Annotated in this window: 17 protein-coding genes, 4 tRNA genes and 1 pseudogene; 5 read left to right on the forward strand and 17 right to left on the reverse strand. The window is 62.6% G+C overall.

Going from position 1 to position 17363, the window contains the following annotated elements; translation table 11 throughout:
• Nucleotides 1-40: 40 nt before the first annotated feature.
• The 4 genes from V3W40_RS20000 to V3W40_RS20015 all read right to left on the reverse strand — a co-directional run bounded on the left by V3W40_RS20000 (nucleotide 41) and on the right by V3W40_RS20015 (nucleotide 455).
• Nucleotides 41-116, reverse strand: a tRNA-Gly gene (locus V3W40_RS20000).
• Between the two features lie 3 nt (nucleotides 117-119).
• Nucleotides 120-195, reverse strand: a tRNA-Glu gene (locus V3W40_RS20005).
• 105 nt (nucleotides 196-300) lie between these two features.
• A tRNA-Gly gene (locus V3W40_RS20010) sits at nucleotides 301-376 on the reverse strand.
• A gap of 3 nt (nucleotides 377-379) precedes the next feature.
• Nucleotides 380-455, reverse strand: a tRNA-Glu gene (locus V3W40_RS20015).
• Nucleotides 456-814: 359 nt separating this feature from the next.
• Between V3W40_RS20015 and V3W40_RS20020 the strand changes: the two genes are divergently transcribed.
• Both V3W40_RS20020 and V3W40_RS20025 read left to right on the forward strand, forming a co-directional pair.
• The gene (locus V3W40_RS20020; RefSeq protein WP_027607090.1) at nucleotides 815-1585 is read left to right on the forward strand and encodes a hypothetical protein; all 771 of its coding nucleotides are present in this window, start codon (nucleotides 815-817) and stop codon (nucleotides 1583-1585) included.
• A 126-nt stretch (nucleotides 1586-1711) separates the two neighbouring features.
• Nucleotides 1712-2524, forward strand: coding sequence for an alpha/beta fold hydrolase (locus V3W40_RS20025; protein WP_065924515.1), 813 nt, complete (start codon nucleotides 1712-1714; stop codon nucleotides 2522-2524).
• A gap of 36 nt (nucleotides 2525-2560) precedes the next feature.
• On the opposite strand, the gene V3W40_RS34845 is transcribed toward V3W40_RS20025, so the two are convergent.
• The 4 genes and pseudogenes from V3W40_RS34845 to V3W40_RS20040 all read right to left on the reverse strand — a co-directional run bounded on the left by V3W40_RS34845 (nucleotide 2561) and on the right by V3W40_RS20040 (nucleotide 7020).
• A complete protein-coding gene (locus V3W40_RS34845) occupies nucleotides 2561-3442 on the reverse strand; it encodes a methyl-accepting chemotaxis protein (RefSeq protein ID WP_371914624.1) in 882 nt (293 codons plus the stop codon).
• A pseudogene (locus V3W40_RS34850) lies at nucleotides 3422-4528 on the reverse strand (HAMP domain-containing protein); the annotation flags it as partial. The pseudogene V3W40_RS34850 and the gene V3W40_RS34845, both read right to left, overlap by 21 nt.
• A gap of 115 nt (nucleotides 4529-4643) precedes the next feature.
• Nucleotides 4644-6056: an aminotransferase-like domain-containing protein gene (locus V3W40_RS20035; protein ID WP_065924513.1), complete on the reverse strand. Its 1413-nt coding sequence runs from the start codon at nucleotides 6054-6056 to the stop codon at nucleotides 4644-4646.
• A 202-nt stretch (nucleotides 6057-6258) separates the two neighbouring features.
• Complete coding sequence (locus V3W40_RS20040; protein ID WP_065924512.1) at nucleotides 6259-7020, reverse strand: SDR family oxidoreductase; 762 nt, start codon at nucleotides 7018-7020, stop codon at nucleotides 6259-6261.
• Between the two features lie 228 nt (nucleotides 7021-7248).
• Here V3W40_RS20040 and V3W40_RS20045 point away from each other — a divergent pair, with 228 nt between their 5' ends.
• Nucleotides 7249-8256 (forward strand): NADP-dependent oxidoreductase, encoded by a 1008-nt coding sequence (locus V3W40_RS20045; RefSeq protein ID WP_065947280.1) that lies wholly within the window; start codon nucleotides 7249-7251, stop codon nucleotides 8254-8256.
• A gap of 49 nt (nucleotides 8257-8305) precedes the next feature.
• Here V3W40_RS20045 and pyrF read toward each other — a convergent pair whose 3' ends face one another.
• Complete coding sequence (gene pyrF / locus V3W40_RS20050) at nucleotides 8306-9004, reverse strand: orotidine-5'-phosphate decarboxylase (RefSeq protein ID WP_065947279.1); 699 nt, start codon at nucleotides 9002-9004, stop codon at nucleotides 8306-8308.
• 259 nt (nucleotides 9005-9263) lie between these two features.
• Between pyrF and V3W40_RS20055 the strand changes: the two genes are divergently transcribed.
• Nucleotides 9264-10028 (forward strand): response regulator, encoded by a 765-nt coding sequence (locus V3W40_RS20055; protein ID WP_065924552.1) that lies wholly within the window; start codon nucleotides 9264-9266, stop codon nucleotides 10026-10028.
• Nucleotides 10028-11065, forward strand: a complete 1038-nt coding sequence (locus tag V3W40_RS20060) for a sensor histidine kinase (RefSeq protein ID WP_065924509.1) — start codon at nucleotides 10028-10030, stop codon at nucleotides 11063-11065. The genes V3W40_RS20055 and V3W40_RS20060 overlap by 1 nt, the downstream gene beginning before the upstream one ends.
• Here V3W40_RS20060 and V3W40_RS20065 read toward each other — a convergent pair.
• The 8 genes from V3W40_RS20065 to V3W40_RS20100 form a co-directional block, all read right to left on the reverse strand.
• The gene (locus V3W40_RS20065) at nucleotides 11062-12123 is read right to left on the reverse strand and encodes an AI-2E family transporter (RefSeq protein WP_065947278.1); all 1062 of its coding nucleotides are present in this window, start codon (nucleotides 12121-12123) and stop codon (nucleotides 11062-11064) included. The two genes, V3W40_RS20060 and V3W40_RS20065, sit on opposite strands and share 4 nt — an antisense overlap.
• Before the next feature lie 71 nt (nucleotides 12124-12194).
• On the reverse strand, nucleotides 12195-13013 hold the full coding sequence (locus tag V3W40_RS20070; protein ID WP_065924507.1) for a DUF4892 domain-containing protein: 819 nt from the start codon (nucleotides 13011-13013) through the stop codon (nucleotides 12195-12197).
• 102 nt (nucleotides 13014-13115) lie between these two features.
• Complete coding sequence (locus tag V3W40_RS20075) at nucleotides 13116-13970, reverse strand: alpha/beta hydrolase (RefSeq protein ID WP_065924506.1); 855 nt, start codon at nucleotides 13968-13970, stop codon at nucleotides 13116-13118.
• Nucleotides 13967-14770, reverse strand: coding sequence for an alpha/beta fold hydrolase (locus V3W40_RS20080; protein ID WP_027607078.1), 804 nt, complete (start codon nucleotides 14768-14770; stop codon nucleotides 13967-13969). Before V3W40_RS20080 ends, V3W40_RS20075 begins: the two co-directional genes overlap by 4 nt.
• A 97-nt stretch (nucleotides 14771-14867) precedes the next feature.
• Nucleotides 14868-15311 carry a hotdog fold thioesterase gene (locus V3W40_RS20085; RefSeq protein ID WP_027607077.1) on the reverse strand — a complete coding sequence of 148 codons (444 nt, stop codon included), beginning with the start codon at nucleotides 15309-15311 and terminating at the stop codon, nucleotides 14868-14870.
• A 118-nt stretch (nucleotides 15312-15429) separates the two neighbouring features.
• A complete protein-coding gene (gene sixA / locus V3W40_RS20090) occupies nucleotides 15430-15879 on the reverse strand; it encodes a phosphohistidine phosphatase SixA (protein ID WP_065924504.1) in 450 nt (149 codons plus the stop codon).
• Complete coding sequence (locus V3W40_RS20095) at nucleotides 15876-16223, reverse strand: DUF4389 domain-containing protein (protein WP_065939916.1); 348 nt, start codon at nucleotides 16221-16223, stop codon at nucleotides 15876-15878. The genes sixA and V3W40_RS20095 overlap by 4 nt, the downstream gene beginning before the upstream one ends.
• A gap of 10 nt (nucleotides 16224-16233) precedes the next feature.
• The gene (locus V3W40_RS20100) at nucleotides 16234-17259 is read right to left on the reverse strand and encodes an NAD(P)H-dependent glycerol-3-phosphate dehydrogenase (RefSeq protein WP_065924502.1); all 1026 of its coding nucleotides are present in this window, start codon (nucleotides 17257-17259) and stop codon (nucleotides 16234-16236) included.
• Between the last annotated feature and the right edge of the window lie 104 nt (nucleotides 17260-17363).

Below are 17363 nucleotides of genomic sequence, written 5' to 3' on the forward strand. Positions count from 1 at the left end.
ACGACCTACAGATGCCAGTGGAAGTCTGTAGATCAATATTTGGAGCGGGAAACGAGACTCGAACTCGCGACCCCGACCTTGGCAAGGTCGTGCTCTACCAACTGAGCTATTCCCGCAAATGGCGTCCCCTAGGGGACTCGAACCCCTGTTACCGCCGTGAAAGGGCGGTGTCCTAGGCCACTAGACGAAGGGGACACGCTACTGAAACACATGGTGTGTATTTCAGTGCCCAGAGGCCTCGTCCGAAGACTTGGTCCTGGTTTCACTCAGTGCCGCCCGAAAGCCACACTGCTTGTAAATTGGAGCGGGAAACGAGACTCGAACTCGCGACCCCGACCTTGGCAAGGTCGTGCTCTACCAACTGAGCTATTCCCGCATATGGCGTCCCCTAGGGGACTCGAACCCCTGTTACCGCCGTGAAAGGGCGGTGTCCTAGGCCACTAGACGAAGGGGACACACGTACAACATTCACTCCCTACCGCGTTTCGCTGTGTGCTTTACGCTGTAAGTGGCGCGCATTCTATGGATGGATTGAAAGGTCGTCAACCCCCAAGGATAAATTTATTTAAATCAATGACTTCGCCCGTGTTTACCGGCCCGCGCGGGGCATTCTGCCCGTCCAGGCCTTGACGCCTATATTCTGGCGTCCGACAAGGCGCTATAGTTCGTTCCAGCAAGTGATGGCAATGTGCATCTACGCAGGGAGCGGCTACTTATATAGAAGAACTACCTGGGTAACTGGTCGATCAGTCCTATCCGTCGACAAGCCCAGTCACTACACTCCACTGTAAACCCTATCAAAGAGGTCACACCGGTGACACCACTCATGATCACCCTGCTGGTAATTGCCGGGATCGTAATACTGATCGCCATTGGCTACATGAACCACGTGGTGGAAAACAACAAGCTGGAAAAGAAGCGCACCGAGATCGAGCTTAATGATCGCCTGCGCCGTTGCGGTGAGATCACCGAGACCTTCCCTGGCCAACTGATGACCCCGGCGCTCAAGCTGTTATTGGCCCGCCTGGAGCTCAACGTCAATCAGCGCCTGTTGAACCTCAACAAGACCAGTGCACCGCTCAAGGCCCGTATCACCGAGCTGAACACGCTGGTGGCCCAGGGCGAGTCCATCCCGGTGAACAACCCGCCGGCGCCGATCCAGACCGAAGCCAAGGCCAAGGACGTGCGCTTCCTGCTGGAAGCCCTGCATGGCCAGGTCACCCGCGCCGCCCAGGACGGGTTCCTGCCGACCAACGAAGCCAAGCACTGGATCAAGGAAATCCGTCATATCCTGGTGCTGTTGCACATAGAGTTCTTCAACAACCTCGGCCAGCACGCCTTGCAGCAGGGCCAGCCTGGCCAGGCGCGCCTGGCCTTCGAGCGTGGCGTGCAGTACCTGCGCAAGCAGCCTGAACCGGTGCTCTACAGTGCACAGCTGCAATTGCTGGAAGGTCAACTGGCCCGCGCCAACTCGACCGTGCTGGCTAACAGCAAACAGGCGGCGGAGGAAGTCAACGAATTGACCGAAGGCATGAAAGAAGTCGACGCCGATGCCGAGTGGAAAAAGAAAGTCATCTACGACTGATCTGCCCACTCCCCTGGGGTGAGCGGGCTGCCCGCTCGCCCCAACATGCCATCAATTTGCATCTATCGCCCCGCCCCCGACTAGCGTAAAAAAGTGCCCCTCACTCCGTGAAGTCAGAGGCCCGCTATGCCTATCGCCGTCATTGATGGACAACCGCTGCATTACGTCGACCAGGGCACCGGCCCTGTCGTCCTGCTCGGCTCAAGCTACCTGTGGGACCGCGACATGTGGGCCCCGCAGATCGAAGCCCTGTCACAACAGTACCGGGTCATCGTGCCCGAACTGTGGGGCCACGGCGAATCGGGCCAACTCCCCGCCCCCACCCACACCCTCGACGACCTTGCGCGCCAGGTCCTGGCCCTGCTTGACCATTTGGAGATCGCACAGATCAACCTGGCAGGCCTGTCGGTGGGCGGCATGTGGGGCGCACGCCTGGCATTGCAGGCCCCCGAGCGGATCAACAGCCTGGTGCTGATGGACACCTACCTCGGTGCCGAGCCAGAGGCCACGCGCCAGTATTACTTCTCGTTGTTCAAGATGATTGAAGATGCCGGCGCCATTCCTGAGCCGTTGCTGGATGTGATCGCGCCGATCTTCTTTCGCCCCGACATCGACCGCGAATCGGCGCTCTACCAGGATTTTCGCAAGTCACTGCAGGACTTTCCCCGGGAACGCCTGCTGCACAGCATCGTCCCCCTGGGTCGATTGATCTTCAGCCGCGAAGATGTACTGGAGCAACTACCGCGGCTGGACGCCGATACCACCTTGGTGATGTGTGGCGAACAGGACAAGCCTCGGCCACCCGCCGAATCCGAGGAAATGGCCGAACTGATTGGCTGTGCCCTGATCCTGATTCCAGACGCCGGGCATATCTCCAGCCGGGAGAACCCGGATTTCGTCAACGAAGCGCTGCTGACCTTCCTCGCCAACCACGCCTGATCGCCCTCCCTTTTGATCGCCGCCTCGGGGCGGCGATCAAAGGCGGAAGTGCCCCACCATCCCCTTGAGCTCCGCCCCCAACTGCGCCAGCTGGATGCTCGACGCCGCATTGCCCTGCATGCTCAACGCCGATTGATCGGCACTCGCACGAATACTGGTGACACTACGGTTGATCTCTTCGGCCACCGAGCTCTGCTCCTCAGCCGCAGCGGCAATCTGCTGGTTCATCTGCTGGATCAACGACACCGCTACCGCAATGCTGCCCAGGGCACTTTCGGTTTCCAGCGCATCGCTGACCGCCAGCTTGACCAGTTCGCCACTTTGCTGGATCTGCTGCACCGATGATTGCGCCGCGCTGCGCAAGGTACTGACCAGCCGCTCGATTTCTTCGGTCGACTGCTGGGTGCGCTTGGCCAGTGCCCGTACTTCATCGGCCACCACCGCAAAACCCCGGCCCTGTTCGCCTGCGCGGGCGGCTTCGATGGCTGCGTTCAGGGCCAGCAGGTTGGTCTGTTCGGCGACGCTTTTGATCACGCTCAGCACGGTGCCGATATTCTGAATTTCGGCACTGAGGCTCTCGATGCTGGTGCTCGCGCGTGTACTGGACGTGGCCAACAATTCGATACGCTGCAAACTCTGGCGCACCACCTGCTGGCCGCTGTCGACTTTTTCATCCGCCGTCTGCGCGGCTTGTGCGGCCTGCTCGGCGTTGCGTGCCACATCGTGCACGGTGGCGGTCATCTGGTTCATCGCGGTAGCGACCTGCTCGGTTTCTTCCTTCTGGCTGCTGACCTCGACATTGGTCTGCTCGGTCACGCTGGACAGCGACTGCGCCGAGCTGGCCAATTGTTCGATACCGGCCTGCAGGCCGCTGACCATCTGGCTAAGGCCGCCGCCCATCTGTTGCATCGCCTGCATCAACTGGCCGATTTCATCACGGCGGCTGACCTCCATGCGCCCGCTCAGATCCCCGGCGGCAATCTGTCGGGCTACCGCGATCACACTGCGCAGCGGCGCGACAATCAAGCGGGTAATCACCCAGGCCGCAATCAACCCCACCAGCAAGGCCAGGGCCGACGAGCCAATGATCAACATCGCGCTTTTCTTCAGTTGCGCCTGCATCGACAGGTCTTCAGCGTCATAGGCCTGGTTGACCCGGCTGACGACTTGGTCAGCTCGATCATGCAGTTGTTTGTAGACGACTTTTTCCTGGGCCAGCAGGCCGGTGTATTCCCCCAGCTTTTCGCTGAAGGCGGCGATATGCCCGGAAACTTCGTTGAGCACCGTCTGATAACCAGGGTCCTTGACCGACGTTTTCAATTGCTCGACCTGGGCCAGGGCCTGGTCGGCCTGCTCGATCTTGCCTTGCTCGGCGTCGTCAGCATCCGCCTTGCGGCTCTGGTCCAGGCGCACATGGGCTTCGTTCATGGCCTGCAACATCAAGCGGGAAACCTGACTGATCTGGCCTGCCTGCTCGATAAACTCGGCCCCCTCCTTACCTTGGCTTTCCTTGAGGCCATAGGCGCCGTCGTCCGCCAGCCCGGCCTGCAATACATCCAGGTTATTCGCCACGCTGGACACCGACCAACTGGCCATTTCCAGCGCCAGATCCTTGGTCTGCGTCAGCTCGACGAACTCATCGAACGCCTTCCGGTAGGCTGCCAGAGCCTGCTCGACCTCGGCCATCACCGGCACATTCGCCGCAGACCGGGCCTTGAGGCCGGCCGCCTGGGCCGCCAGGGCATCGAGACTTTCATGCAAGGCGTCGACGGCCTTGGGGTCGGCGTGCAGCGCGTAGTCCTGTTCGATCAGGCGCACCTTGAGCAAGCCGCTGTTGAGCGACGACATGGCCTTGAGGCCTTCAAAACGCTGGCCAACGGTTTGCAGGGACCACACGCCGATAGCCGCGACCAACGCCGTCAGCAGCAGCACCAGGGTGAAGCCCAAGCCCAGTTTTTTCGCCATACCCAGGTTGGCGAAACGTCGTTGCACGCCTGAAATCATTGCACTTGAATCCTCTTGCAATGGCGGACGCCATCAAGTCCGATGGACAAGCAACGAGATTCGCAACCAAAAGGCACTGAGCACAAGGCACTGGCGCCACAATAATGGCAAAAAGCTACACACTCGTCGTTTTCAGAATGGTCGAGGTCGATCTGGCGGGCCCCATCGCACGGAACAACGCCAAGGCACGTTGATCAGTAGCATAGGCGACATTAAGGCGTAGCCACTCACTGTGCCCGCCGGTGGGACTGAACAACGCCCCGGGCGACAACAACACCCCCAACTGCCGGGCGCACGCCTGCAACCGCGAAGGCTGCGCCGTCCCCGGGCGTGCCCACAGGAACATACCGCCGGTGGGTACGGCGAACACCTCCCACTCTTCGTCCTCCAGCACTTGCAGGGTCACGGCCATTTCACTGCTCAACCGCTTGCGCAGGCGCTGCACCCACTTGCGATACGTGCCATTGGCCAGCAACGTGGCGACCACCGCTTCAGCAAACCGGGAGGTGCCGAAGCCGCTCAAGGTCTTGAGGCTGGCCAGTTGCGTGATGATTGCGCTGCTGGCGCAGAGGTAGCCCACGCGCAAGGCGCTGCTCAGGGTCTTGGAAAAACTCGCGACGTAGATCACCCGATCATCATGGGGCAATGCAGAAAGCCGCGTGCAACTGGCCTGTTGCAGATCGCCGTAGACATCTTCCTCGATGATCAGGAAGTTCTTGCGGTGTGCCAGTTCCAGCAAGCGCTCGGCCACCAGCCGGCACAGGCTGGTGCCCGTGGGATTGTGATAGAGGCTGTGGATGAACAGGCACTTGGGATGATGGTGCTGCAGCAGCGCTTCAAGCGCCGGGAGGTCGGGGCCGCCTCGGGTACGCGGTACTTCCAGCAGTTGCACGCCCTGGAACGCCAGCTGCCGATAGAGGTTGGCATACCCGGGGGTTTCGACCACCACGCTGTCGCCGGCCTTGAGCAGCGTACGTATCAGCAGGTCCTGGGCATGGCTGGCACCTGCGGTGGTCAGGATGCGCTCCAGGCTGGTGGCGATGTGAATCTGGGTCAGACGCTTGAGCAGTTGCTCGCGCAGCGCAGGCAGACCCAGAGGGGTGCTGTAGTTGAACAGGCCGGCCGTGTCGGTGCGGGTGACTTCACGAATCGCGTAACTGATGTCATCGCTTTCGCGCCAGGCATCGGGCAACCAGCCACAGCCCAGCTTCAACTCGCCCAACGGATTGTCGGCAAAGGCGCCCCACTCGCGCTCCGCCCCCTCATACCAATTGCCTTCGTGGCAGGCAGCCGGCTGGGCCACCACAAATCCCGAGCCCTGCCGGGGCGCCAGCACCCCTTGGGCGACCATCCGTTCGAATGCTTCGATCACGCTGGATTGGCTGAGCAGGTTATCCAGGGCCAACTGGCGGACGGACGGCAAGCGCGTTCCGGGGCTCACGCCGTCCTTGCGAATCCATTGCACCACTGCACTGACGATTTGCTGCACTACCGGTACAAGGGCCTGTCGATCAATCCCTAAATCCATGAGCCACTCACTTCAACTGTCTGTTATCAACCCGGAGAGTTAAGCACAGAAGCAGCAGGTTGCCGGCCGCATAAATTTATTAAATTATTGATTTTATTGACTTATTTACCTACTGACACATATTCGGTCACAGCGTTTTGCCAGCTTTGGAAAAGCCCCACGCGCGCCCAGACGTTTTCGAACAAGGGGCCGGCGCCAGGTCCTAGATAGCCGTCGCGCCACCGTCCACGGCCAAGGCGTGGCCGGTGGTGAACGCCGCTCCGTCGCTGCACAGGTACAGCACTGCGCTGGCGATTTCCTCCACCTTGCCGATACGCCCGACCGGGTGCATGGCGGCGGCGAATTCGGCCTTGCGCGGGTCGGCTTCATAGGCGCGCCGGAACATATCGGTATCGATCACCGCCGGGCAGACGGCATTGACGCGGATTTTCTTCTTCGCGTATTCGATAGCTGCGGACTTGGTCAGGCCGATCACCGCGTGCTTTGAGGCCGCGTAGATACTCATCTTCGGCGCCGCGCCCAACCCCGCCACCGACGCGGTGTTGACGATGGCCCCACCGCCCTGGGCCAGCAGCAGCGGCAACTGGTACTTCATGCACAACCACACACCCTTGACATTGACGCCCATGATCGCGTCGAACTCATCCAGGCTGCCGTCCGCCAGCCTGCCCTTCTCGATCTCGATGCCGGCGTTATTGAACGCATAGTCCAGGCGACCATAGGCGCCGATGGTCTGTGCCATCAACTGCTGCACATCCGCCTCCTGGGTGACGTTGCAGCGCACGAACAGCGCCTCGCCCCCGGCCTGGTGGATCAGCGCGACCGTACCCTCGCCGCCAGCTACGTCCAGGTCGGCGACCACGACCTTCAAGCCTTCGGCGGCGAACGCCAGCGCAGTGGCGCGACCAATACCGGCGGCGGCGCCAGTCACCAGGGCGACCTGGCCGGAAAACGTCATGCTCATGGAGGATGTCCTATTGGGATTAATGGCAGTGGCACGAGTCTAGCCAACGCCGAGACGCACACGTCAGCACTATCAGAAGTCCGGTTAGTGCCGCATGAGTCATAGTGATAAGGCAACCGGGCTCACTATCAATGGCACCTATCGATGAGCATTCGCACCCTAGGCTGACCTTGCCCCCGGGCCGTCCAAGGTCTATCAATCATGCTTCACTTCTAAAGAGTCCTTGCCATGACCGCCCAGACCAACCGCCAATTCCTGCTCGCCAAACGCCCGGTCGGCGCGGCCACGCGGGAAACCTTCACTTACCAGGTCGTGCCGGTGGGCACGCCCGGGGACGGGCAGGTGCTGGTGCACAACGAATACCTGTCCCTCGACCCGGCCATGCGTGGCTGGATGAATGAAGGCAAGTCCTACATTCCGCCCGTAGGCCTCGGCGAGGTCATGCGCGCGCTGGGTGTAGGCAAGGTGATTGCCTCGAATAACCCGAAATTCGCCGTCGGGGACTACGTGAATGGCGCCCTGGGCGTGCAGGATTACTTCCTGGGCGAACCGCGCGGCTTCTACAAGGTCGACCCCAATCTGGCGCCCCTGCCCCGCTACCTGTCTGCGCTGGGCATGACCGGCATGACCGCCTACTTCGCACTGCTGGACACCGGCGCGCCCAAGGCCGGTGAAACCGTGGTGATCTCCGGCGCGGCCGGTGCCGTGGGCAGCATTGCCGGGCAGATCGCCAAGCTCAAAGGCTGCCGCGTGGTCGGCATTGCCGGCGGCGCCGACAAGTGCAAGTTCCTGGTGGATGAGCTGGGCTTCGACGCCGCCATCGACTACAAGAACGAAGACGTGCCCGCCGCCCTGAAGCGCGAGTGCCCTAAAGGCGTGGATGTGTATTTCGATAACGTCGGCGGCGACATTCTTGACGCGGTGCTCAGTCGGCTGGCGTTGAAAGCCCGCGTGGTGATTTGCGGGGCCATCAGCCAGTACAACAACAAGGAAGCGGTGAAAGGCCCGGCCAACTACCTCTCACTGCTGGTCAACCGCGCAAGGATGGAAGGCTTTGTGGTGATGGATCACGCGGCGAACTTTGCCGCCGCCGGGCAGGAAATGGCCGGCTGGATGGCCCAGGGCAAGCTCAAGAGCAAGGAGGATATCGTCGAGGGGCTGGAGACGTTCCCGGAGACGCTGATGAAGCTGTTCAACGGCGAAAACTTTGGCAAATTGGTGCTCAAGGTCAGCTGATACACGGCAGATCCGCGCGTTCCCACGCGAACGTGGGAACGCGCATCGATCAGGCGATCTCGGCGACTACCGCCGCCAACGCCTTGGCCGGATCCGCCGCCTGGCTGATCGGACGGCCGATCACCAGGTAGTCGGAACCCGCGTCCAGTGCCTGGCGCGGGGTCAGGATGCGGCGCTGGTCGTCCTGGGCACTGCCCGCAGGGCGAATACCCGGGGTCACCAATTGCAACGACGGATGGGCAGTTTTCAAGGCCTGGGCTTCCAGCGCCGAGCACACCAGGCCATCAAGGCCAGCTTTCTGCGCCAGGGCGGCCAGGCGCAGCACCTGCTCCTGAGGCTCGATATCCAGGCCAATGCCCGCCAGGTCCTCGCGCTCCATGCTGGTCAGCACGGTCACGCCGATCAGCAACGGCTTGGGGCCGCTGCGCTGTTCCAGCACTTCGCGGCAGGCGGTCATCATGCGCAGGCCGCCGGAGCAGTGTACGTTGACCATCCACACGCCCATCTCGGCCGCAGCCTTGACCGCCATGGCGGTGGTGTTGGGGATGTCGTGGAATTTCAGGTCGAGGAACACCTCGAAGCCTTTGTCACGCAGGGTGCCGACGATTTCCGCGGCGCAGCTGGTGAACAGTTCCTTGCCGACCTTGACCCGGCAAAGCCTGGGGTCCAACTGGTCAGCCAGCTTCAGTGCGGCGTCACGGGTGGGGTAATCCAGGGCGACGATGATAGGAGTCTGGCAGGCGGACATTGGAATGGGCTCTCAGGCAAGTCGAAATCGGCGCGGATTGTAGCGCAAGCAGCGCCGTTGCGGGATCCGATGATCGGTAAATACTGACCAACCGCCATCAGCCAGGCATTCCAGATGATTATTTCAAAGCTGATACATTCATGACATGCCCACAACACGCCCTGCCGCTAGCCTCGCCCGCACGACCCACCGACCAGCACTACCAGCCATGGGGCTGGGCGCCTATGCTGACCGTAACAACCAGGCAGATGATCGCACTATGCATACCCCTTCCGTCCCCGTGAACGACGAGCAAAAAGGCGCGGTGGTCGCCGATGACAAGCGCTGGAACACCCGTGCGCTGATCGTCGACGACGATGTGCCGATCCGCGAATTGCTGATCGACTACCTGGCACGCTTCAATATCCTAGCCACCGGCGTGACCGACGGCGCCGCGATGCGCCTGGCCATGCAAGCCGAAACCTATGATGTGGTGGTACTCGACCTGATGCTGCCGGGGGAAGACGGCCTGACCCTGTGCCGCTGGCTGCGCGCCGAATCGGATATCCCGATCCTGATGCTCACCGCCCGCTGCGAGCCCACCGACCGCATCATCGGCCTGGAACTGGGGGCCGACGACTATATGTCCAAGCCCTTCGAACCCCGTGAACTGGTAGCTCGCATCCAGACCATCCTGCGCCGGGTACGCGATGACCGCACCGAACAGCGCGCGAATATCCGCTTCGACAACTGGCGCCTCAACAGCGTGTTACGTCAATTGGTGGCCGACGATGGCCTGGTGGTGCCGCTGTCCAACGCGGAATTCCGCCTGTTATGGGTGTTTATCGAACGCCCGCGCCGGGTGCTGAGCCGTGAGCAGCTGCTTGATGCCGCCCGTGGCCGCTCGATAGAGGCCTTTGATCGCAGTATCGACTTGCTGGTGTCACGCCTGCGGCAAAAACTCGGGGATGACCCCAAGGCACCGCAGTTGATCAAGACCGTGCGCGGCGAAGGCTACCTGTTCGACGCCCGGGATATTGGCTGATGCGCGCGCCCTTCAACACGCTGTTCGGTCGGCTGTTCGGCGTGTTACTGGTGGCGATTGTGCTGGCCCATGGGCTGGCGTTCTTCTGGTTTCACCACTACGGCCAACCGCCGCCGCCCCCTCCTGAGCGATTTATCGAGCAGCCGGACGGGACCCTGGCGCCGATGCGCGACAAGCACCCACGCCCCTGGTTTGGCGGCCCGGTGGTGCCCCTGACCTTTCAATTCGTCTCGTTGATTATCGCGGCCTGGTACGGTGCCAAACTGCTGAGCCGGCCGATACAGCGCCTGAGTGAAGCGGCGGAACGCTTGAGCCTGGACCTCGACAGCCCACCCCTCGATGAATCCGGCCCGAGGGAAGCACGGCAGGCCGCCTCGACCTTCAACCTGATGCAAAGGCGTATTCGCGAGCAGGTCAGCCAACGCGCGCGCATGCTCGGCGCCGTCTCCCATGACCTGCGCACCCCGCTGTCACGCCTCAAGCTGCGCCTGGAGCAGATCGAGGACACCCGGCTGCAGGGCCAGATGCGCCAGGACCTGAACGACATGATCGACATGCTCGACGCCACCCTGAGCTACCTGCACGAACAGCGCACCAGTGAAACCCGGCATTGGCTGGATGTGCAGGCGCTGGTGGAGTCCATGAGTGAAAACGCCCAGGACCAAGGCTCCGATGTGCAATGTGCGGGCAGCTGCCTGCCCTTGCAGGTGCAACCGATGGCCCTGCGCTCATGCCTCAACAACCTGATCGACAACGCCTTGCGTTATGCCGGCACCGCCCGCGTGGAGCTGGAGGACAGCCGCGAAGCGCTGGTCATACGTGTGATCGACCACGGGCCGGGGATTGCGCCCGATAAGCGTGAGGCGGTGTTCGAGCCGTTCTATCGGCTGGAAGGCTCGCGTAACCGCAATTCCGGCGGCGTTGGCCTGGGCATGACCATTTCCAAGGAAGCCGCGGAGCGCCTGGGCGGCCGCCTGAGCCTGGAAGAGACCCCAGGCGGCGGCTTGACCGCCGTGATGTGGTTGCCCAGGGCTTAAAGGGGCTTGTCTTCACGCCGAACCTGGGCCTGGGTTGCGCTCCAATCCATCAGCAGGCTGTAGGCCACGGCCAGCAGGGTCGGGCCGATAAACAGGCCGATAAAGCCAAAGGCAATCAAGCCGCCGAAGACCCCGAGCAACACGATCACCAGCGGCAGGTTGCCGCCACGGCTGATCAGGTAGGGCTTGAGCACGTTGTCCACGCCGCTGATGATGAACGTCCCCCACACGCCAAGGAACACCGCATAGGTGTAGTCGCCTTTCCACGCCAGCCAGGCCGTGGCCGGGATCCATACCAGCGGCGGGCCCATCGGGATCAGGCTGAGCAGGAACGTCACGATCCCCAGCACCAACGCACCCGGCACGCCGGCGATCAGGAAGCCGATCAGTGCCAGCAGGGCCTGGGCGGCGGCAGTGCCGATCACACCGTTGACCACCCGCTGCACCGTACCGGCCACCAGTTCGATGTAGTAACCGGCACGGTCACCGATCAGTCGTTCCAGCAAGCGATGCACGAACATCGCCAGACGCGGCCCATCACGATAAAAAAAGAACACGAACACCAGGCTCAGGGTCAGTTCGAGGATGCCGCCGCCGATCTGCGCACTGCGCGCCAACAGCCAATTGCCCACCTGCCCCAGGTACGGCTTGAGGCTGACCATCAGCGCCGCGCCCTGCTCGTCGATGCTGTTCCACATGCCGACCAGGCGTTCCCCCACAAAGGGAATCGCCCCCAACCAGGCTGGCGCCTCGGGCAGCCCATCGACCTGAATATCCTTGATCAACGCCACGGCATCGCGCACATGGTCCGCGAGATTGAACCCCAGCCATACCAGCGGCACCGCCACCAGCAACATCCAGCCCAGGGTCAGGATGCCGGCGGCCAGGGATTCACGGCCACCCAGCGCGCGGGTCAGCAGCACCATCAGCGGCCAACTGGCAAACGCCAGCACCGCCCCCCAGAACAGCGCCGACCAGAACGGCGCCATCACCCAGAAGCTGGCACCAAACAGCACCAGCAGCAGGATTTGCACCAGCAGGCGATCGTTATTGAGCATGGGGTATCTCTAGAAAAGGCTGTAGGAAGAGAGCTTAGGCGAACGGCACGGGTCCGTTCGCCCTGTTGCGGTCAGCGTATCAGATGCAGGTGCAGGCCTTTGGTTTCAGTGCTGCCGGTTTCCAGGCGCGCGGCGCGCACGCCTTTGTCGACCAAAGCCTGGCGCCAGGCTTCGGCTTTCGGGCCGGTCAGGCTGACGCGCAAGGTCGTATCGAGGTTCAAGCCCCGGGAAATCAGGGTCAGCCAGGTGTCGTCGGGGTCGCCGCCAAGCGCGGGGAAATCCAGCTCACCGGTGCTTTTGAGCTCGCGCAACAAGGTGGCCGAGGTGGGCAGCAGGTCGCCCAGCGGTGCGCCGGCATCCAACTGCTCCACATGCAGGTAGGCACGACGGTTGCCTCGGGTGATGCCGTAGATGGCCACCAGGGAGTTTTCCTGCGGGGCGGCGAGACGCAGCAGCAGGTATTCCTGCTGGCCGTCGGCACCTACCAGCTTGGCATTACCGAACACTTCGTTGGCCCACAGGCTGCTTTCACCGCAATCGCGGGCCTGGCACCAGAACAACAACTGCGCGCCGTTGGCCTGCAACGCTTCGCGCGTCGACGTGAACGCAGCACTGGAGGTGTGTTCGGCAGGCAGCTCGTAGGTAATCGCTGTGGCTTGCCCACGGGCGGTGGCCTGGCCCTCATAACGCAACTGGCCACTGATCTTGCGGATCGCCCCCATGGGGTAGATGCGTTCCTTTTCTTCAGCGGGACGGTAATCGACGATCTGTGCGTCGACCTGACGGGCCACGGCAGGCAGGTCCTGGCTTCCCGGCACATCGGCGGCGAACACCAAGGGGCTGAAACAGCACAGTCCGAGGGCACGTATACATCCTTTACGCAGGCTCATCGGATCGGTGAGCCCTGGCCATCGGAGGTCGCAGCAGTGTTGAGTTGGTTCATGGTTGACTCCCTTTCAATCCGCCCAGCCTCGGCAGTTGACCGCCCCAAGTCAAGGCGCGGAGAAGAACCGATTGAAACAGTCTGCAACAAGGACCGCACCAGGCTCATCATTCAGGTGTAAATGATGGCCACCCGGCAACGTGGTTACCGTAAAGGGTAGCTGGGAAAGCAATTCGGGATGTTTCGCCAACATGCCATCGGCGGCGACCACCAACTGCGTAGGGCAACCCACGCGGCGCACGAAAGCCATCGCCTGCTCATCGGTCAGGCGCATCGGCGATGCCAGGGTCAGGCGACTGTCCGAGCGCCAGGTATAACCGCCCGGCACCGGCATCAAACCGCGCTGGGCCAGCAGTTCTGCGGCTTCACGGCTCACGGCGACCAAACCTTTCATACGCGCCTCAACCGCCCGGTCGAGGGTGGTGTAGACCGGCTTGCGCTTATCCTGCAGGTTCAATTGCGCCTGCAAGGCCATGCCCAGGCGCTCGGCGGCGTTCTCACCGCTGGCCGTGGGCGGGATCACGCCGTCAATCAAACCCAGGTGCGTCACCCGTTCCGGCAAGGCACCGGCCAGCACCAGGGACACGATGGCGCCGAGGGAGTGGCCGAGTAATGCAAAACGTTTCCAGCCCAGTTGCTCGGCAACGTGCAGCACGTCGTGGACGTAATCCCACAAGGCATAACCGGCACCTGTAGGACGATGCGCCGAATGCCCATGGCCGGCCATGTCCAGCGCCACGATACGCAAACCCGCAAGCTTCGGCGCCAGGCGTGCAAAGCTGTTGGCATTGTCCAGCCAGCCATGCAGGGCGATCACCGGCAAACCGTCCTCGGGGCCAAACAGATGGGCCGCCAACTCAATGTGCGGCAGGCTCAGGCGAACCTCTTCGACGGGTGTGCTCATGCGCAGCTGCGCTCCCGGGCTTCCCAGCGGGCGAACAGGGTCTTGATCAAGGTGGCGGTGTCCTGGGGGCGTTCGAGGGGAAACATATGGCCGCCGGGCATGGTGAGCATTTCGCCCATGGGCAGACGGTCGACGCCGCTGGCGTGGTGACGCATCACCACGCGGCTCTGGCGACCGCGCACCACCGCCAGCGGCACTTTCAATTGGCGCACCTGGCCGGGACTGGTGTGGGGCACGCCCCGGTAGATGCTGATTTCGGTGGCCGGGTCGAAACGCAGGCGCAGGCGATCACCCGCCTGGTACAGGCCGTGTTGCAGGTAGGCGTCGAAGCATTCCGGGTCAAAGCCTCGGAACAGGGTCTTGCCGGCGAAGTAGCTGCGCGCGGCGTCCAGGTCGCTGAATTCTTCACGACGGCCCAGGGTGCGCCCGGCCGGCGTGAGGCGGTCGATAAAACCGAAGCGCTTGGCGGCGCGGATCACCCAACGGTCGGCGCGGGTCAATACCGGCGAATCGAGCATCACCACCCCGCGATACAGCTGCGGGCAGCGCAAGGCCGCGTGCAAATGCAGCACGCCACCCAGGGAATGGCCCACGCCCCAGACGGGCTGCGGTTGCTGCTCCAGATGATGGATCAACTCGTCCACCAGGTTCTGCCAGTTATCGTCCACTGGAAACCTGGGGTCGTGACCGTGTTGCGGCAAGTGAGCCACCGCATACTCCGGGGCCAGGGCGGCAAACAGCTTGCCGTAGGTGGCCGAGGGGAAGCCATTGGCGTGGGCAAAAAACACGTGCTGCGACATAGCGGATCCATCTGCAAAAACCGAGATTGATTGTCACCAGGCCCAAGCCCCACAGCAATGACTGTAACTGCCAGGAATGATGACACTCACGCCACACCTATCGCGCCGGAGGGGTTTCGCCCAAAGGCACCACGGCCATGGTCAGCCGTGAGACACAGTTGCACTTGCCGTCATCGGTGGTCAGGCGAATGTCCCAGACCTGGGTGGTGCGGCCGATATGGATCGCCTTGGCCACCGCCGTCACCCGCCCGCTGCGCACACCGCGCAGGTGATTGGCGTTGACCTCCAGGCCCACGCAATAGAACTTGCTCGGGTCGATGCACAAATAGGCCGCCACGGAGCCGACGCTCTCGGCCAGAACCACCGACGCACCGCCATGCAGCAGGCCGTAGGGCTGGTGAGTGCGGTGGTCGACCACCATGCTGGCGGTGAGGGATTCGTCGTCGAAGCTTTCAAAACGGATGTCCAGCAGTTCACCGATGGTGTTTTTCTGGCCGGCATTGAGTTGTTCGATATTCGGTTGGGTGCGCCACAAGCTCATGGAATTGTCCTTATTGGTTTTATTACGACCCTAATCCTGCCACACAACTGCCTCGCTGCGCTCGCTCCAACGAAAAGCGACGGACATAAGACCCGATCCTCTGTGGCCTGGCGGTAGCCTACGGATTCTTCACGCTGACCAGGCTCATCAACCCCGCCAGCGGGAAGTCGCCTTCAAGCTCTGCCAGGCTGGCGGTGGACATCGGCTGCGGCTGGCGCTGATGGCCATGCTGCAAAAAGCTGATCAAGCTACCGACCAGGGGCTGATGACTGACCAGCAGCACATTGTCATCGCTGTCGAGCTTGCTCAGGACCTCCAGCGGATTGCCCTCCGGCGTGAGCCAAGGCACCGTGCGGATGTCCGGCGCAAAACCCAACGCGTCCCGCACCAGCTGTGCAGTCTGCTGCGCGCGCACGTACGGGCTGGCAATGATCGCGCTGAGCGGCTGGCCGATCAGGTGCGCCGCACTGCGCAACACCTCGGCGCGGCCATGTTCGGTGAGGTTGCGCTCGGCATCCGTGCGGGCATGCGCCTCGGCCTCACCGTGACGCAAGACCCACACCTTCATAGCTTCGGCTCCTCATCCCGCACCGGGTGCGGCGCCGGCGGCACGCTGTGGGCGGCTTCGCCCTCGGGAGCGCGCGGGGTTGGCCAGTCGGCGAACGGCCAGGGCTTCTGCTCGGTGTGGAAGCTGCCAAAGCGGCCGATCTGGGCAAGGAACTGGCTGAGGCTGTCGCCGAAGTTCATCAGGCCCAGGTTCGGCGCGCTGTAGACCAGGCGGTAGATCAACTGCACCACCACCAATGCGCCGAGCAGGAACTGCGCCACCTGCCACACCAGGGCAAACACCAGCATCCACAGGATGCGCAGGACAATGGACTCGTACTTGGGGGCTGCTTTTGGATCGTTCATGGCGCGTTCCTCAGTTGAAACCACTGGTGGAAATAAAGTCGACGTCGGTTTTGGGCTCGGCCCGCATCAGCAACTCGATGACCTGGTTCAAGGTGCGCCCTTCAAACAGGATCGCGTGCAGCCCGGCGACCAGCGGCATGTACACGCCGACTTCCTGGGCCTTGGCCTTGAGCACCTTGAGGGTGTTGACCCCTTCGGCCACTTCACCCAGGCGCGTCACCGCGTCTTCCAGGCTCAGGCCCTGGCCCAGGGCGAAACCCACCTGGTAGTTGCGGCTTTTCGGCGACGAGCAGGTGACGATCAAGTCGCCCACGCCGGCCAGGCCCAGGAAGGTCATGGGGTTGGCGCCCTGGTTCACCGCGAAGCGGGTCATTTCCGCCAGGGCACGGGTAATCAGCATGCTCTTGGTGTTTTCGCCCATGCCCAGCGCCACCGCCATGCCGGCGATGATCGCGTAGACGTTTTTCAGCGCCCCGCCCAGTTCCACGCCAAAGCGGTCGCCACTGGCGTACACGCGGAAGGTCCGGCCATGCAGCACCGCCTGGACGCGCTCGCACAACGCCTCATCCTCGCTGGCGATCACCGTGGCGGTCAGCGCGTGCTCGGCGACTTCCCGCGCCAGGTTCGGCCCGGACAGCACGCCAATGCGCGCCTGGGGGGCGATCTCGGCGAGGATTTCGCTCATCAACTTGAAGGTCTGCGCCTCGATGCCCTTGGTCAGGCTGACCAGCAGCTTGCCCGCCAGGCGCTCGGCATGGGGCGCCAGCACCGCGCGCAAGGCGCTGGAAGGCAGCGCAACAAAGCACAGGTCGCAGTCCGCCAGGGTGGCCAACAGGTCGGTGACCGGCTCGACCGCCGGATGAATCTTGATGCCTTTAAGGTAACGCGGGTTTTCGCGGTGTACGCGAATGGCCTCGGCCTGCTCGGGATCGCGCATCCACTGGCGCACCGCATGACCGTTCTCGGCCAGCAGGTTAGCCACGGCGGTACCAAAACTTCCGCCTCCCAGGACCGCAATAGGGCGCTGTTCAGTCATATGCAATCCGTTAATCCATACCAGTGGCGATGGCGGCATTATACGGGGCGACCCGCTTGCGGCCAGCCCCCGTATCAAATCGTGGGCCTGTCGGGAAATGCCAC

The sequence above is a fragment of the Pseudomonas sp. AM8 genome, assembly GCF_036346475.1.
GTDB classification, from domain to species: domain Bacteria; phylum Pseudomonadota; class Gammaproteobacteria; order Pseudomonadales; family Pseudomonadaceae; genus Aquipseudomonas; species Aquipseudomonas marginalis.

Bases quoted from the DNA above. Each gene is read 5' to 3' on its own strand.
- V3W40_RS20070 (WP_065924507.1), bottom strand. From the start codon at position 13,013: ATGAGCCTGCGTAAAGGATGTATACGTGCCCTCGGACTGTGCTGTTTC.
- V3W40_RS20085 (WP_027607077.1), bottom strand. From the start codon at position 15,311: ATGAGCTTGTGGCGCACCCAACCGAATATCGAACAACTCAATGCCGGC.
- V3W40_RS20055 (WP_065924552.1), top strand. From the start codon at position 9,264: ATGCATACCCCTTCCGTCCCCGTGAACGACGAGCAAAAAGGCGCGGTG.
- V3W40_RS20065 (WP_065947278.1), bottom strand. From the start codon at position 12,123: ATGCTCAATAACGATCGCCTGCTGGTGCAAATCCTGCTGCTGGTGCTG.
- V3W40_RS20035 (WP_065924513.1), bottom strand. From the start codon at position 6,056: ATGGATTTAGGGATTGATCGACAGGCCCTTGTACCGGTAGTGCAGCAA.
- V3W40_RS20075 (WP_065924506.1), bottom strand. From the start codon at position 13,970: ATGAGCACACCCGTCGAAGAGGTTCGCCTGAGCCTGCCGCACATTGAG.
- V3W40_RS20045 (WP_065947280.1), top strand. From the start codon at position 7,249: ATGACCGCCCAGACCAACCGCCAATTCCTGCTCGCCAAACGCCCGGTC.
- V3W40_RS20080 (WP_027607078.1), bottom strand. From the start codon at position 14,770: ATGTCGCAGCACGTGTTTTTTGCCCACGCCAATGGCTTCCCCTCGGCC.
- V3W40_RS20060 (WP_065924509.1), top strand. From the start codon at position 10,028: ATGCGCGCGCCCTTCAACACGCTGTTCGGTCGGCTGTTCGGCGTGTTA.
- V3W40_RS34845 (WP_371914624.1), bottom strand. From the start codon at position 3,442: ATGCAGGCGATGCAACAGATGGGCGGCGGCCTTAGCCAGATGGTCAGC.
- sixA (WP_065924504.1), bottom strand. From the start codon at position 15,879: ATGAAGGTGTGGGTCTTGCGTCACGGTGAGGCCGAGGCGCATGCCCGC.
- V3W40_RS20025 (WP_065924515.1), top strand. From the start codon at position 1,712: ATGCCTATCGCCGTCATTGATGGACAACCGCTGCATTACGTCGACCAG.
- V3W40_RS20095 (WP_065939916.1), bottom strand. From the start codon at position 16,223: ATGAACGATCCAAAAGCAGCCCCCAAGTACGAGTCCATTGTCCTGCGC.
- V3W40_RS20040 (WP_065924512.1), bottom strand. From the start codon at position 7,020: ATGAGCATGACGTTTTCCGGCCAGGTCGCCCTGGTGACTGGCGCCGCC.
- pyrF (WP_065947279.1), bottom strand. From the start codon at position 9,004: ATGTCCGCCTGCCAGACTCCTATCATCGTCGCCCTGGATTACCCCACC.
- V3W40_RS20100 (WP_065924502.1), bottom strand. From the start codon at position 17,259: ATGACTGAACAGCGCCCTATTGCGGTCCTGGGAGGCGGAAGTTTTGGT.